The organism is Vibrio sp. 9-16B-A1 (assembly GCF_056726165.1).
In genome coordinates this window covers 178,835-194,347 of sequence record NZ_JBSDZD010000010.1, presented here as the reverse complement: position 1 = coordinate 194,347, position 15,513 = coordinate 178,835, and the positions used below count along the sequence as shown (strand labels likewise).

Annotated in this window: 12 protein-coding genes; 8 read left to right on the top strand and 4 right to left on the bottom strand. The window is 52.9% G+C overall.

Annotation, left to right across the window (positions count from 1 at the left end):
* Positions 1–388: 388 nt before the first annotated feature.
* Positions 389–676: a GIY-YIG nuclease family protein gene (locus ACVB80_RS16775; RefSeq protein WP_481082435.1), complete on the bottom strand. Its 288-nt coding sequence runs from the start codon at positions 674–676 to the stop codon at positions 389–391.
* Positions 677–879: 203 nt separating this feature from the next.
* Between ACVB80_RS16775 and ACVB80_RS16770 the strand changes: the two genes are divergently transcribed.
* Positions 880–1,275 (top strand): (deoxy)nucleoside triphosphate pyrophosphohydrolase, encoded by a 396-nt coding sequence (locus ACVB80_RS16770; RefSeq protein WP_481082434.1) that lies wholly within the window; start codon positions 880–882, stop codon positions 1,273–1,275.
* A gap of 80 nt (positions 1,276–1,355) precedes the next feature.
* Positions 1,356–2,564, top strand: a complete 1,209-nt coding sequence (gene lhgO, locus ACVB80_RS16765; protein ID WP_481082433.1) for an L-2-hydroxyglutarate oxidase — start codon at positions 1,356–1,358, stop codon at positions 2,562–2,564.
* A 1-nt stretch (position 2,565) separates the two neighbouring features.
* Here the strand turns inward: lhgO and ACVB80_RS16760 are convergent, their stop codons facing one another.
* The 3 genes from ACVB80_RS16760 to ACVB80_RS16750 form a co-directional block, all read right to left on the bottom strand.
* The gene (locus ACVB80_RS16760; protein ID WP_481082432.1) at positions 2,566–5,391 is read right to left on the bottom strand and encodes an AMP-binding protein; all 2,826 of its coding nucleotides are present in this window, start codon (positions 5,389–5,391) and stop codon (positions 2,566–2,568) included.
* Between the two features lie 118 nt (positions 5,392–5,509).
* A complete protein-coding gene (locus ACVB80_RS16755) occupies positions 5,510–6,733 on the bottom strand; it encodes a hypothetical protein (RefSeq protein WP_481082431.1) in 1,224 nt (407 codons plus the stop codon).
* Positions 6,734–6,895: 162 nt separating this feature from the next.
* Entirely contained in the window at positions 6,896–8,455 is a 1,560-nt protein-coding gene (locus ACVB80_RS16750) for a methyl-accepting chemotaxis protein (protein WP_481082430.1), read from the bottom strand.
* A gap of 460 nt (positions 8,456–8,915) precedes the next feature.
* On the opposite strand from ACVB80_RS16750, the gene ACVB80_RS16745 reads away from it, so the two are divergent.
* From ACVB80_RS16745 to ACVB80_RS16720, 6 genes are read left to right on the top strand one after another with little or no spacing between them, the layout of a single operon-like run.
* Positions 8,916–9,815 (top strand): protoglobin domain-containing protein, encoded by a 900-nt coding sequence (locus ACVB80_RS16745; RefSeq protein ID WP_481082429.1) that lies wholly within the window; start codon positions 8,916–8,918, stop codon positions 9,813–9,815.
* Positions 9,812–10,168: an STAS domain-containing protein gene (locus ACVB80_RS16740; RefSeq protein WP_481082428.1), complete on the top strand. Its 357-nt coding sequence runs from the start codon at positions 9,812–9,814 to the stop codon at positions 10,166–10,168. Before ACVB80_RS16745 ends, ACVB80_RS16740 begins: the two co-directional genes overlap by 4 nt.
* Positions 10,158–10,595, top strand: coding sequence for an anti-sigma regulatory factor (locus ACVB80_RS16735; RefSeq protein WP_481082427.1), 438 nt, complete (start codon positions 10,158–10,160; stop codon positions 10,593–10,595). Before ACVB80_RS16740 ends, ACVB80_RS16735 begins: the two co-directional genes overlap by 11 nt.
* The gene (locus ACVB80_RS16730) at positions 10,592–11,182 is read left to right on the top strand and encodes a SpoIIE family protein phosphatase (RefSeq protein WP_481082426.1); all 591 of its coding nucleotides are present in this window, start codon (positions 10,592–10,594) and stop codon (positions 11,180–11,182) included. The genes ACVB80_RS16735 and ACVB80_RS16730 overlap by 4 nt, the downstream gene beginning before the upstream one ends.
* Positions 11,175–14,303: a response regulator gene (locus tag ACVB80_RS16725; RefSeq protein ID WP_481082425.1), complete on the top strand. Its 3,129-nt coding sequence runs from the start codon at positions 11,175–11,177 to the stop codon at positions 14,301–14,303. Before ACVB80_RS16730 ends, ACVB80_RS16725 begins: the two co-directional genes overlap by 8 nt.
* Entirely contained in the window at positions 14,300–15,406 is a 1,107-nt protein-coding gene (locus tag ACVB80_RS16720; protein WP_481082424.1) for a response regulator, read from the top strand. The genes ACVB80_RS16725 and ACVB80_RS16720 overlap by 4 nt, the downstream gene beginning before the upstream one ends.
* The last annotated feature ends 107 nt before the right edge of the window (positions 15,407–15,513 follow it).

Sequence of the window (15,513 nt, the reverse complement as noted above, 5' to 3'; positions counted from 1 at the left end):
AACGACTCTATTGGTCAGATTTCTGCTGCTGCATCACAACAGGCCACTGCCGATGATGAAGTCGGTGTGAACGTGAACAACATGTCGGATATTTCACAGCGCACGCTGGAACAGTCTCAGGAAACCACTGCTTCTGCGGAGCAGCTGAATCAGATTGGTAATGAGATTAATGGGTTGTTGGGGCAGTTTAGGTTGTAAGATCTTTCGGCTTAATAAATGAAATCGTCATCCCGGAAGCGCTCCACTGAACTTTTCACAAACTCGTTGGTGGGCGCTATCCGGGATCTCGTGCGGATGAGTGCCTGACCGACATGTGCTCATCGTCTGTTTTCGGATCGCTTTGTGAGGTCCCGGCTCAGGGCCGGGATGACGAGTATATAGCTTTTGTTCAAGAGGATATATGGCTAAACAAATCGACCCAATCCGGGTTTTGGCCTTCTATCAGCTCAACCTTCCACTCCCTTCTCCAGCGCTTAATTCTTTTTTCCCGTTGAATTGCTGACGCCATATCATGGTGCTGTTCGTAATACACCAGGCAATTAACATTGTATTTGCTGGTAAAGCCATCGGCCTGTTTGTTCTTATGCTGCCAGACCCGGTTTATGAGATTGCTGGTGACACCAACGTAGAAAACCGTTTTTCGCGCATTAGCCAGAATGTATAAACAAGGGCTCATTTTCGCACCTCTCTGCAATCGCCTCATTTAGCGTCATCGCACAATTGGCCAGCCAAAGCGAACGTATAACCATTATTTCCAGTCCAGGTCATCCTCCAAATGAAGTGCCATACCTGCTCCAATACAACACCTGTGATTTCTGTCTGTTATACGGGAAGTAAAACCACTACAATCCCACCCCAAACCCACCACCCCATCAAACAATGAAAAAACACGTCGAAGTCGTCGCCGCGATCATCCAGAACGACGAGCACTACCTGGCCGTTCAGCGCGGTGAGGCTAAGTTCAGCTATACCAGTTACAAGTGGGAGTTCCCGGGCGGAAAGGTTGAACCTGGGGAGAGCCTTGAGAGCGCGATTCACCGCGAGCTGGATGAAGAGCTGGCGATTCAGGTAACCGACACTTCCCTGCTGATCACCGTTGAGCATAACTACCCGGATTTTGACATCACCATGCACTGCTTTGTCTGCCAGGTGCAGTGCCGGGAGCTGACACTGCATGAGCATGTCGACAGCCAGTGGCTGACTGCAGGCGATCTGAAAACGCTGGACTGGGCTGCGGCAGACATACCTGCGGTTGATGCGTTGCAAAAGGCGTAATTTCTGATCGCAGAAGCAGAAATTCCCCCGCCAACAGGATAGATTGAAATGAGCATTGTTCATCACAGCAGGCTCTATCTATGTATGACTACATCATCATCGGCGGCGGAATCGTTGGCGTATCGACCGCATGGCAGCTCAAGCAGCAACGTCCAAACGCAAGAGTTCTGCTTCTGGAGAAGGAAACCGGGCTGGCACACCACCAGACCGGGCGAAACAGCGGAGTCATACACGCCGGGGTTTATTATCCGCCGGGCAGCCTGAAAGCCGATTTTTGCCGTCGGGGTGCGGAGGCGACCAAAGCGTTCTGCAAAGCGCACAACATCCCGGTTGAAACCTGCGGCAAACTGCTGGTGGCGACCGATGCCACCGAGCTTGAACGTATGCACGCCCTCTATCAGCGCTGCCGGGAAAACCGTATTGCAGCTGAGCTTTGGGACCAGAGTCAGCTCCGCCTTGCAGAGCCTCATATTCAGGGGCTTGGCGCGATTAAAGTCCATGCTACCGGAATTGTCGATTATGGCCGGATTACCCGGCAAATGGCGCAAAACTTCACTCAAAGTGGCGGAGAGCTGGGTCTGCGTACTGAGGTCACGGCTGCAGCCGAAGAAAGTGACCACGTAACACTAACCTGCCGCTCTGACGGACAATCCTTCGCCCTTAAAACCCGGTATGTGATCACCTGTGGTGGTCTGATGGCAGACCGGCTATGCCGGATGCTCAATATCGATACTGACTTCCAGATAGTGCCTTACCGGGGTGAATACTACCGGCTGGCTGAACAACATAACCAGATAGTCAAACACCTCATCTACCCCATCCCCGATCCTGAGCTGCCTTTTCTTGGCGTACACCTGACGCGGATGATTGATGGCAGTGTCACCGTTGGCCCGAATGCCGTACAGGGATGGAAACGCGAAGGGTATAAGACGTTCAATTTCAGCCTGCGTGACACCTTACAAATGCTTAGTTACCCGGGATTCTGGAGGGTCACCTGCAAACACATCCGGACCGGCCTTAAAGAGTGGCTGGACGCCCTGTGGAAACCGGGTTATCTGAAGCGGGTACAGAAATATTGCCCGTCACTCAACACTGACGACTTAAAACCCTACCCGGCCGGAGTGCGCGCCCAGGCTGTGCTGAAAGATGGCACCCCGGTACATGATTTTCTGTTTGCCCGCAGTCCGCGCAGCCTGCACGTATGTAACGCGCCTTCACCGGCTGCGACGTCTGCACTGCCAATTGGCGAATACATTCTCTGCCAGATCAGCCTGCCCGAAGCGGACTGATTTAACGCAGGTCCGGCTCACCGCTGTTACGCAGAATCTCCGCCCGGGCCTGATCTCTGAGTTTCAGTGCTGCGTTCCAGTCACTGCCTTCCGGCTCCAGTGGTGGACTGATGCTGACACTGATATCCCCCCTGCGCGGAAAAAGCGAGCTGCCGCGCAGCTTTGAACGGGTGCCCAGCAGTGTCACGGGAATCACAGGAATACCAGCCTCTGACGCGGCCAGAAATGCGCCCATGTGGAACTCATGGATCCCGGCCATCCTGTGCAGCGTTCCCTCAGGAAACAGAAACAGCGGCTGACTGCTTTTTGCCGTCCCGGCGATTCGTTTGGCGTCCACCAGCCCTTTTTGTACATCAAAACGCTCAACAAATTCCGTATCCAGCCTGGAGAGAAATATACGCGCAAACGGATTACCAAGCAGCTCTGCTTTTGCCACAAAATGGCAATGCAGCGGAAGCGATGCCACCAGTGCAATACCATCAAGATAACTGGCATGATTCGCCACCATTACGCACGAAATGTCTTTATCCGGCAGATTTTCCCGCCCGGTGACTTTCATCCGGGTCCCGGTCAGCCAAATCAGGCTGCGGGCACCCAAACGGGTCACGGCCCAGCACCAGTTACGGTTTGGCACTGCGGCAACCAGGCACCATACCAGCGGGGCGAGAATCCCCATCACCAGCCACATCCAGGCGGCATAACCCAGATCCAGCGCTGTGCGCCAGAACCGCCTCAGCTGAGGCAATAATCCGGCTCCCATCAGCCTGACTGCCTGCCACCACACTGCCCGCTCACGTACTCCGAGCGAGTGGGTTTCATACAACTCCCGGCACGCAGCCCGGCGAATTTTACCGCTGGAGGTTTTTGGAATCGTATGTGGAGGGCTCAGTACCACATCGTCTGCCGGGCTTGCCAGCAGGTCGACCGACAGATGTTTAATCTGATTCCTGAGCTGTTTTCGTTTCGCGGTGTCGGTAATGCGCGTTTCGGCCAGCACCACCAGGCGCTCGGTACCGGACTGCTCATCTGTACTGGCGAACACCGCTACACACCCTTTACGGATCCCTTCGATGTTACACACCGCCTCTTCCAGCTCGTGTGGATAGATATTTCGCCCGGCCCGGATAATGATGTCTTTACGCCGCCCGGTAATAAACAGCTCGCCATCAATGGTAAACGCCCGGTCTCCGGTATCGAGCCAGTCACCGTGGTAGAGCTCCTCTGTTTTATCCGGGTCACGGTAGTAACCCAGAGTGGCCGATGGTCCCTTAAACTCCAGCCCGCCTTCTTCCCGCTCCGGCAGTTCACGGCCCAGCTCATCCACAATCCGGATCTGATGACCCGGCAAAGGCTGACCCAGCCCGGGGATCTCAATCGCGTCTTCATCATCCGGCCCGGCTTCCAGTGCCCGGCCATAACGCGTCATCGCCTCCCGCTGGATCCTTTCTATTCTCGGTACCCTCACCTCAGACGGAAATGTCAGTCCTACCGAGCACTCTGCCAGGCCAAAAACCGGCGACATGGTTTCCGGCCGAAATCCGTATTTCTCAAACCGCTCTGTAAACCGGCGAATAGTCGACGGGCTCACTGGCTCCGCCCCGTTCCAGCACAAACGCCAGCTGCTGAGATCCAGCCCCTCCAGCTCACTCTCCTCAATCTTGTTAATACACAGCTCATAGGCAAAGTTTGGCGCAGGAGACAGGGTTCCGCGGTGATGATGCACCGCCCACAGCCAGCGCGAAGGTCTGGAGAGAAACAGGAGCGGCGACATGATCACCAGTGGAATAGCATGATAGAGACTGCCAAACCAGGCGCCGATAAGCCCCATATCGTGATAAACCGGCAACCAGCTGACAAACACATCCTCAGGGCATGCTTTTACAACTTCGCCCATCGCCCGCACATTAGACAACAGGTTATGATGAGTCAGCGCCACCCCTTTCGGCTGACCGGTACTGCCAGAGGTATATTGAATAAAGGCGATATCGGAGGGATGCGCTTCGCCCACGTTCTCGGTACTGCCGCCACCGCGTAAATCATCTGCGGTGACCACTGCGCGGATCCCGGGTACCTGCATCCTGAGCAACTGAGACAGAGGCTTCGCCTGTTCTACAGTAATAAGCAGCCGGGCGTCCGCGTTGTTCAGAATATTGGCATGGCGCTTTAAATGGTCTTCAATCTGCGAGGCCCGCGCTGGCGGATAGATAGGCACAGGCACGGCCCGCGCATAGAGAATGCCAAAGAAACTGTAAAAATAATCCTCACAGGTAGGCAGCATGATCGCCACGCAATCGCCGGGAGCGACATCCTGCGCCTGAAGCGCTGAAGCGATCTCCCGGGCTTTTTTCTGCAGGGCACTAAAGCTGACCGGAACGATGTTATCCGCGTTTTGATATACATAGAGACAGGGCCTGTCCGGGTGCATTTCTGCATGCCAGTCCAGCAGCTGCTGAAGGGTTTTGACTTTATCCGGTGCGGACTGCGCCTTATCCAGCTTTATATCCGCTGCAAACTGCGCAAACTCGTCACGGCTGACTGCGTGTTCAGCTTCAAGGATCTCCCGGATCAAATCACGCGGGGTAGCGATCAGCGCCAGCGTCTGTTCAGGCAAAGACACGCCGAAGGCCTTCTCGGCCCGCATAACCAGCTCAGCCCGGGCAAGGCTGTCAAAGCCCAGATCATGGTCAAAGTCGCTGTCTGGCTCAACCTTTCGCCCCGCCTGGTGCTGCTGATTAAGCTCAGTATAAAGCCCGCTGACCATCTCCAGCACCTGCAGGGCAGTTTGCTCAGGATCATCGTGTTTGTGACGGGATGGTTTGTCCGGCATAACAGGTCCCTCCTTTTTACGGGCGCCTGCGGCCTTATCACTTCACTTTCCCTGACCGGCCGCTGCACTTCTGTTAAGTGTAGTTAATCCTCCCGGTCTCTGGGTGTATTGACCTGCTCTACTCAAACCCAAACAGCAGCGGCAATACAAACGTGACAATCACAGACCAGCCCGAATAGACAGGCAGGAATCCGGCCACAGCCGCGCTCAGGTTTCGGTACTCTGACCGCCCAGCAAGATACCCGGCATAGCTGCGCAAAATCACGACCAGATGAGCAAACATCAGCGCATTCGCACCGGTCACTATGATGCGGTTGTACGTCATGCCATGCTCATACCAGCGGAACAGTATTGCAGACAGCGCAAGGGCATTGAATATCAGCGTCACCACAATCAGTGCCACGTTAAGCCAGTCCATCCTGGTTTTGTTTTCCCCTTTCCCCGCAACGGCAAACACAGTAATCGCCCATACCACCAGCACCAGCCCGTTGAGCAGAATAAGGAAATCCCGGTCTGAAAACGGATCTTCCCCTTCGATGATCAACGCCAGCAGATAAACCGTTACCGTCAGCAGAAACAACGGAGCAAACACATTCGACAGCACACTGGCAAACCGGCTCTGGCGCTGCAGCACCTGGTCATACAAATAGGTCGCAATCACCGGCGCACAAACCAGACCAGCCGGAACAATATGCTCCAGATACCAGTCTGCAATCCGCCAGCCGAGCAGCTCGAACAGGCCAATGGTCAGCCCGGTCAGAATCACCCCGCCAATCAGGATCAGCACAGACAAAATGCAGACTTCCCCCAGGTAACGGATATAGTTAAGCCGTACACCGGGGCAACGCCACTTTGCACCGATAAAGCTGACGCCAGTAAGCGAAATCAGAACCAGCGGCGAGTGTACCAGCGCCATGGTCACCGAATCCGAACTATACCCTTCCGGCAGCATCACCATGTACACCAGCCAAGCAACCAGTGCCGCCGCCAGCCACCTTGCGCGCCTGTCGGCCAGGGAGAACCCACAGAAATACGCGATAACCGGGGCAAACACCGCCAGCAGTGGCAGACGGTCCCAGAACCAGCTTTCGATACCGGGAATGACCTCCGGAAGCTGAACAAACAGCCCGGCAAGTAACGTAGCAATCAGCACCGGCAGCAGCATTACCGTTCGTACAGAGCGGTAACTCAGCCGCGCATTCCAGACCTGAAGCGTCTCGCTTTCCGGCATCTGCTTAAAGCTCTGTTCAAAAGCGGTTTCAAACTCGCGGGGGGAGCTGCGGTAGAGCCGTTCAAGCTCCGCAGGATTGAGAAGATTATTGAGAATAGTGTCTTTGTTCATCCATAAGCCCTGAAATTCCTTATAGATTAATCATGACACATTTATGCGGATGATTCTGTCAGAGCCATGTCACCCTTTGTCCGTCCTTAGCCAGACTGCTGAGGCAGCCTGTCTGGCAGAAAAACAGCAAACTGCCAGACAGTATTATATTTCTCGCGTCCGTTATTCAAGCCGGCGGAACTGTTTCACCAGTTTTCCCTGAGAGTCGAGGTTCTCAACCAGTTCACCACATTCATCCCGGGTATCACTGGCGAGTATGTTGGTCGCCGCGCAGACTTCGCTGATCGACTGAACACTGGAGTTCATGTCTTCAGTCACACTGGCCATCTCTTCTACCGCAGCCGCGATTTGCGAATTACGGTCTGAAATATCCTCGACCTGACCCATCAGTGCCTGCAGTTTTTCACCGGAAACCTCTGCGCTGTCAACACACACCCGGGTCAGTTCATTCCCTTCCTGCATCGCACCAACCGCATGCTGAGTACTGGCCTGGATCTCGCTGATCACAGAGTGAATCTCCTCGGTGGACGTCTGGCTGCGCTGCGCAAGCGTACGCACTTCATCAGCTACAACCGCAAAACCACGTCCCTGCTCTCCTGCCCTTGCCGCCTCAATAGCCGCATTCAGTGCCAGCAAGTTCGTCTGCTCAGCAATGCCCTGAATAACAGTCAAAACCTGCCCAATGGTTTTGCCATGCTCTTCCAGCTTTTCAAAGACTTCGGATGCTTCATCCATTTGTGTGGCCAGCATCTGAATCGATGCCACAGTTTGCTTAACGGCGTCCAGCCCCTCGTTTGCGGCTGTTTGTGCCCGGTCTGTCGCATCGGAAGCACTGGCAGCATTGTGTGCGATTTCGGACGCGGTAGAGTTCATCTGATTGACAGCGGCGGCCACCTGCTCCGTTTCCTGAGTCTGACCTTCCAGGTTACCGGCGGTTTTATCACAGTTTTCAGACGAATTTTTCGCAGACATACCGATCTGCTCATTCGAGTCCTGGATCCGTCCTACCACCGCGTTCAGCTCTGACTGCCTCATTTTCATCGCCAGCTGAATTTCGGAAATATCGTCTACATGCCGGGTATAAACCAGTTCCATCAACGGATTATCAAACACCTTACGCGCCTGCACTGTAACCGCTTCAAGTCGCCGGGTTAATACATACGCGGCGGCGGAGCCCAGCAACAGCATCAGCCAAACGCCTGCACCACTCAACAGAGAATTGAACAGGCTGGAAAGAACAGCGGCACCAAATAAGGCAACCGCTATACGCTGCCATAAACGGGTTCGGGGCACTTTCAGCTGCCAGGGCGTTTTTCCGGCCCGGATCTGCGCATAGACTTTCTCCGCACTCTCGACGTTTTCGCGGGACGGACACAATCGTACTGACTGATATTCGATTGTTTTACCGTTTTCACGAATCGGGGACGCAAACGCATCTACCCAGTAGTGATCGCCATTCTTACAGCGGTTTTTTACCATTCCCATCCATGAACTGCCTTCCTTCAGAACGCGCCACATGTCTTTAAACGCTTCAGGTGGCATATCCGGATGACGGACAATGTTGTGCGGCTGCCCTTTCAGTTCATCGAGCGTGTATCCTGCCACCTCACAAAACTCCTTGCTGGCGTATGTAATATGACTGGCCGGTGTCGTGACCGAAAGCAGGTTATAACTTGGAGGGTACTTCACTTCTTTTTGGGTAACAGGCTGATTAACTCGCATAATGGACCTTTCCTTTAATTTAACCGGGTACACCCTGAAAAGCCTGACCAACTGAATATCTGTTTTATATAAGGTATAGGCTTTATAAACCGCCTTCACAACCGGCCCGACACATAAATCGACACTCTTTTATAAACCCTGATTTCTGCATGGAATTACAGCGACGAGAATTCAGTAACTTACTGCCATATAAGCACTACTTGTAAGGTTAATATCTTTTTTCAAGCGATTATTTACGTTTCAGACCGCACCAAAAGACTTCCCGGTAATTTTTGTTATTGTTCTCAACAATTTGGCGAGTATTTCATACGTTTTGTTACTTTTTCAGGACCGGCTTCCTGCTCAATTCCAGGCATGTTTGGCAACAACAACTATATTTAATGTATCGCTGGTTCAGCTTTTTTTTAACCACACAAACAGTAATGAATCTTATTACGCCACAAACCGGAGAGTTGCAGACATGGCCAATTCATCAAACATACCTGTCGATGTTCAATCGCTTCTTCAGTTGCATGATCTGACAGAGGCCGACCTGGCGCTGATCCGCAAATTTGGTCAACTGGTCACCCCGAAGCTTGACCAGTATGTCGAGCATTTTTATACCTGGATGGAAAACATTCCCGAGTACAAGCAGTTTTTCAGTGATACCCAGAAGCTCAAACGGGTACAAAACGCCCAGACCCACTACTGGTCTACATTTTTTGAAGCAGAAATCAGCGAAAAGTACGTTCAGTCCCGAAAGGATGTGGGTGAGGTTCACGCAAGAGTTGGTCTGAGCCTGCCAACTTACTTTGCCGGTATGAACATCTCGATGGTGATATTCACCAAGAAGCTGTATGACGGCAGTCTCTACAGTGACGAATACAGCTCTCTGGTCACCGCCTTTACCAAACTGCTGCATTTCGATACCACTATCGTAGTGGAAACCTATTCTTCACTCATCAACCGCCGTATCGCCGAACAGAGCGAAGCCCTGCTGGCGATGTCCACCCCGGTGACCATGATATGGCAGGACATCCTGATGCTGCCCATCGTTGGGATCATCGATTCCAAACGGGCCCAGGACATCATGACCGCGGTGCTGAGCAAGATAGCCGAAAGCCGGGCCCGGGTGTTTATCATGGACATCTCTGGTGTTGCTGTCGTTGATACCGCTGTTGCCAACCACTTCATCAAAATAACCAAAGCCACCAAACTGATGGGCTGCGATTGCCTGGTATCAGGTGTCTCCCCTGCGATAGCACAAACCATGGTGCAGCTGGGCATCAATGTTGGGGAAGTCAGAACCAGTTCAACGTTACGCGATGCGCTTGAAAACGCATTTTGTACCGTCGGTTTGAAGGTCAATGACTTACGATGAATACGAATCAGATCGCCATTAACCGGCTCAATAATGTACTGATAGCCTCGGTACAGGTCGACCTTACCACTCAGGTTCTCGATTCTTTCAGCAATGAACTGCTTGACCACCTTCAACGCTCTGCGCTGCAGGGGGTGCTTATCGACCTTTCGGGCGTAAAGACCCTCGACAAGGCCAGCTTTGAAAAACTGATTGGCGTAACCCGGATGATTGCCGTTATGGGTGCAAAGGCCGTATTTGTCGGAATGCGGCCAGGCGTCGTATTTGGCCTGATTGAAGTGGATGCCGATCTGGAAGGCGTAGTTTCCGTGGCAAGCCTGGAACAGGGGCTGGAGAAGCTCAATGAAGACTGAAAGCCACACTCACGAACGTTTACATCACACCTCACGTGATATGTTCTATATCGCCAGTGAGAGCGATGCCACGCACGCAGTGATGCTCTGCTACTGTTTTTGCAAAAAGCTGGACCTGACCGAAGTCACCGCCAGCGAAGTGACCACCGCCTTTTCAGAGCTGGCCAGTAACATCATCAAGTATGCGGGCAACGGTACAATCGAAATTTCAGGTCTGTGCTCCGGCCATAACCGTATTGGCGTGGAAATCATTTCACGGGATAACGGCCCGGGTATCGAGGATATCAGCCTTGCGCTCAAAGACTCTTACAGTACCGGGAAATCCCTGGGCCTTGGCCTGCCCGGTGTGAAACGCATGATGGACGAATTTGAAATCTCCTCGTCACCGGGTGAAGGCACAACCGTTACGGCAAGGAGATGGCAATGAACGGACATTTCAGTTACACCATTCGTAACCGGCCATTCTTTGGTGAAACCGTATCAGGTGATGGCAGCGTTATCGTCGAAATGGATAAAGGATTACTGATCACCATCATTGATGCCCTTGGACACGGTTACAATGCATCGGTACTGGCCAGACAGATGGAGTCCTGGCTGAGTCAGAACGCCAGTACAGACCTGACCTGGATGATGGAACAACTTCACCAGCAGTTCAAAGGCTCGATCGGCGCTGCTGTCAGCATGGTCTTTCTCGACCTCAACCACCAGTTACTGCGGGGAATCGCCGTCGGTAATACCCTGATACGAAAAAACAACGGCAGCTGGAAGTCTTTTCATGCTCAGCCTGGCGTTATCGGTGAACTGCTGCCTACCCTTCGGCCTTTTGAAGCGCCCCTTAATGCCAGTGACGTCATCGTATTAACGACAGACGGTATCAGCGAAAACATTAACCTGTCAGACTCCCCGTCACTCAGCTATCAGTCTGTCGATGAAATCGCCAACTTCCTGATTGATAATTTTGGCAAACACCATGATGACGCCACGGTAATCGTTGTGAGGTGTAACCATGACTGAGACCGTCAATCTGACTATCTTTGCCAGCGATACCGGCGTGATCAGCGCCCGTTACAAGCTGATCGAAATCGCCAGGTGCTGCGGATGCTCATCGCTGGAGCTCGACGTATTTGTATTTCACGCCGGCGAAGTGATCAATTACCTGCTTAACGATAACAACAGCGCCACATTGAGTGTGGCGGTATCTCCATCCGGTGTGGTGATCACCGCTCCGCCTGCCGGTCCGTTGCCGGGCATCATGCACAAACACCCGGAAATGACCCTCACTGAAGAGTGCTTTATCTGGCGCATCACCGCCTCTGCTCCTGTTACACCCGATGCACAGAGCCAGCTTATCAGCCGCCTGACTGAAAAAAGCCGTGACGAACTGATGGAAGAACTGCACAACAAAAATCAGGCGCTCGAAATGCACCAGCAGGGGCTGGAGAAAGAAATAGAGTCGCGAACCGCTTCCCTTCGCTCCAGCGAAAAACTCTCCAGAACCATCATAGACGGCGCGCCAACTGGCGTCGCCATTATAGACAAGCATGGTGCAGTGACTATGTGGAACAAGGCAGCCGAATCCGTCTATGACTTTTCCCACGACCAAGCCTGCGGAAAACTCATCTGCGATCTCATTAAAATGAAAATACACGATGAGCTGCGTGAAGTGCTGACCCCACCTCTGGATATAAAAGATCAAAGCAAAGTGAGCGGCCGTTTCTATGAAGCAGAAACCTATACCCGCCATGGCGTACTCGTGCCGGTCGATCTCGGCATTACCATTTTTGAGCTCCAGGGCACCTGTCAGGCTGCGCTGTTTCTCCGGGACGTCACGTCCAGGAAAATCGTCGAGAACGAGCTCAGTCAGGCAAAAGCAAAAGCGGAAGAAGCAGTGGAAATCAAATCCATGTTTCTGGCTAACATGAGCCATGAGATCCGCACTCCGATGAACGCCATCATTGGCATGTCTCATCTTGCGCTGAAAACAGACCTGTCTCCAAAACAGCATGACTATGTATCCAAAATCCACAACTCTGCCACGCTGCTGCTCGGGATCATTAACGACATACTCGACTTCAGCAAAATTGAAGCCGGCAAACTGGAGATTGAGCAGGTCGACTTCTCACTCGATGAAGTCTTTCACAACGTATCTATGGTGACCGGACAAAAAGCATTTGAGAAAGGCCTGGAACTGATATTCCACGTTCCCCGCAGCCTGCCGGCCAGACTCTCCGGTGACCCGCTGCGCCTTGGTCAGGTGATCATCAACCTGGTCAACAACGCGGTTAAGTTCACCGAAAGCGGTGAAATATCGGTCACGGTCGCGCAGCGAAACAGCATGAACAACCGTACCGAACTGGAGATCAGCGTTCAGGATACGGGCATTGGCATGAATGAAACCCAGACCAAATCCCTGTTCAATGCTTTTACCCAGGCCGATGGCAGTACCACCCGAAAATACGGTGGAACCGGGCTTGGCCTGTCTATTTCCCGCCGGCTGGTTCAGCTCATGGGCGGTGACATCACCGTATCCAGTGCGCCGGATGTCGGCAGCACGTTCACATTTAACATCTGGCTGGATAACGCCTCTGCCCTTGACCGGGCTCCTGCCGCAGTGCCGGAGGTTATAAACAATGTTCGCTGCCTGGTCGTAGACGATAACGAAAATGCCCTGATGGTAATGGAAGACCTGCTCAGCTTCCTGCCAAACAAAGCGCGTTTTGCCAAATCCGGTGCTCAGGCGCTGGAGTTTTTACAGCAGTCTGCCAATAACCGGCAGCCCGTCGATCTGGTGTTCATGGACTGGAACATGCCGGCCATGAACGGGATTGAAGCATCAATACGCATCCGGGAAACACTGCCACCAGAGGCGCAGCCAAAAATCATCATGGTTACCGCTTATGACAAAGACTACATTCAGGACGCACCGCAGGAAGCCGGTATATCCGGTTATCTGTCCAAACCAGTCGGTCAGTCAAATCTTTACGACCTGCTGATGGACACACTGGTACCAAAAACCGCCAGAACAGAAACCACTGAAGAAGATGAAACACCGAGTGACAACAACCAAACCCTCAGTGGGCTTAAAGTACTGCTGACAGAGGACAACGAAATCAACCAACAAATCGCCTGTGAGCTGATGCAGACACAGGGCATTGATGTCACCGTGGCAAATAATGGCAGGGAAGCCATTGAACAACTTGAGCAGAGCCGTAACAGCGGTAGACTGTTTGACATCATTTTTATGGATCTGCAGATGCCGGTGATGGACGGTTATGAAGCCAGTAAGCTCATCCGGGCTAACCGGGCCTATGATGACCTTCCCCTGATCGCTATGACAGCACACGCCATGGTCGAGGAAAGGGAACGCTGCATGAAGCTGGGCATGAATGACCATGTCTCCAAACCCATCAACCCGGAAATCCTGTTCGCCACCATCAGAAAATGGTGCCGGACCAAACCCGATACTAATCCTGTCACTGCTGACAGCCCGGAAGAGACCAAACCGACGTCACTTGAGCACATCCCCTCATTTGATTACAAAAACGGCCTGCTTCGCCTCGCCGGAAACAAGAAGCTCTATCACCGCCTGATTTCCCAGTTTGTGGACAAAGAATACGACTTCAGAAAACGGCTTGAAATCGCACTGGATAAACGGGACCGGGAGCTGGCGATCCGTAATGCGCACACCCTGAAAGGCGCTTCTTCGAACCTTGGCGCAGTCCGGCTCTCCGACCTGGCTTCACGGCTGGAATACAAACTGGCTGCACAGCTTGATGACAGTGACGTTAGTGCTCTCATTGAAGAGCTCGACTCCTACCTGAAACTGCTGTTTGACCAGATCTGCCACGCACTGAACCGGCCATCGCCAGGTAAAGCCCGTGTACAGGAAGTCTCCGATGAAGTGCTTACCATCCTGCATACCCTGAGCAATCTGCTCAACGAGCTGGATGCCAGTGCTGTCGATTACCTTGAAACCCACTACCTCACGCTCAGTTCAGTACTGAAAAGCGAAGACTTTGAGCAATGCGCGAGACTGATCAACGATTACGATTTCGGGGCCGCAGCAGACGCACTGCAAAACTCGATTAACCTCTACCCGCTGGATCTGAATAAGGTCCAGGGAGGTGCCGCATGAACCAATCCGTTGTATTGATTGTTGATGACAACACTGAGAACCGGGCAGTCCTTTCCGGGTTGCTGAAAAGCCATTACAAAGTGATGGTCGCAACCGGCGGACCGCAGGCCCTGAAATACTGTGAGACGCAAAAGCCCGACATCGTCCTGCTCGATATCATGATGCCGGAAATGGACGGTTATGAAGTCTGCCGCCGGCTGAAAGCCAACCCCGATACCGCAGGCATCCCTGTAATATTTCTGACCGCCAAATCCGAAATTGAAGATGAACAGAAAGGCTTTGATACCGGCGCGGTGGATTACATCCTCAAACCGATCAGCCCGCCTATCCTGCTTGCCCGGGTCGCCACCCAGCTTCGGCTGAAAAATGCCCTCGACTCCGTTGAACAGCAAAACCAGCTGCTGGAACAAAAAGTCCGTGAACGCACCCACGAACTTGAGCAACTGCAGGATGCCACCATCAACGCCATGGCCTCACTGGCAGAAACCCGGGACAATGAAACCGGTAACCACATCCGCCGAACCCAGCACTATGTGCGCCTGCTGGCGAGCTGCCTCGCTGAGTCCAGCAAGTATGCTGAGCAACTGCCCGCCCACATCATTGAAGCACTATACAAATCAGCGCCTTTGCATGACATAGGAAAAGTAGGCATTCCGGACCAGGTTCTTCTGAAACCCGGCAAACTGACTGACGACGAATTTGAAATCATGAAAACCCATACCGTCCTCGGACGGGATGTTATCGAAATGGTTGAAAACTCGATCGATTTTGAAAGCGAGTTCTTAACCTTTGCCAAAGAAATCGCCCACGCCCATCAGGAAAAATGGGATGGAAGCGGTTACCCGCAGGGCCTGGCCGGAGAGCAAATCCCCCTCAGCGCCAGACTGATGGCCGTTGCAGACGTTTACGATGCGCTTATCTCAAAGCGGGTGTACAAACCGCCCTTCTCCCACAGCAAAGCCGTTGCAATCATTAATGAAGGAGCGGGTTCTCACTTTGACCCGGGGATTGTCGCCGCCTTTATGGAGGTGGAAAGTGCGTTCGAACAAGTTGCCCTGAAATACCAGGATGATGATCAGGAGCCGCAGAGCTCTGCGTCATGATACGGGACTGTTTGGGCCTTATTCAGATAATCACCAATAATAATGTGCCTCTGGTTGCATCTGCTAAACTGAAGTTACAGCCAGGCATTACCCGCTCTGGCCTTTAG

Coding starts and splice junctions, on each gene's coding strand:
- ACVB80_RS16770 (WP_481082434.1), top strand. CDS start 880: ATGAAAAAACACGTCGAAGTCGTCGCCGCGATCATCCAGAACGACGAG.
- ACVB80_RS16760 (WP_481082432.1), bottom strand. CDS start 5,391: ATGCCGGACAAACCATCCCGTCACAAACACGATGATCCTGAGCAAACT.
- ACVB80_RS16750 (WP_481082430.1), bottom strand. CDS start 8,455: ATGCGAGTTAATCAGCCTGTTACCCAAAAAGAAGTGAAGTACCCTCCA.
- ACVB80_RS16735 (WP_481082427.1), top strand. CDS start 10,158: ATGAAGACTGAAAGCCACACTCACGAACGTTTACATCACACCTCACGT.
- ACVB80_RS16730 (WP_481082426.1), top strand. CDS start 10,592: ATGAACGGACATTTCAGTTACACCATTCGTAACCGGCCATTCTTTGGT.
- ACVB80_RS16775 (WP_481082435.1), bottom strand. CDS start 676: ATGAGCCCTTGTTTATACATTCTGGCTAATGCGCGAAAAACGGTTTTC.
- ACVB80_RS16725 (WP_481082425.1), top strand. CDS start 11,175: ATGACTGAGACCGTCAATCTGACTATCTTTGCCAGCGATACCGGCGTG.
- ACVB80_RS16745 (WP_481082429.1), top strand. CDS start 8,916: ATGGCCAATTCATCAAACATACCTGTCGATGTTCAATCGCTTCTTCAG.
- ACVB80_RS16720 (WP_481082424.1), top strand. CDS start 14,300: ATGAACCAATCCGTTGTATTGATTGTTGATGACAACACTGAGAACCGG.
- ACVB80_RS16755 (WP_481082431.1), bottom strand. CDS start 6,733: ATGAACAAAGACACTATTCTCAATAATCTTCTCAATCCTGCGGAGCTT.
- ACVB80_RS16740 (WP_481082428.1), top strand. CDS start 9,812: ATGAATACGAATCAGATCGCCATTAACCGGCTCAATAATGTACTGATA.
- lhgO (WP_481082433.1), top strand. CDS start 1,356: ATGTATGACTACATCATCATCGGCGGCGGAATCGTTGGCGTATCGACC.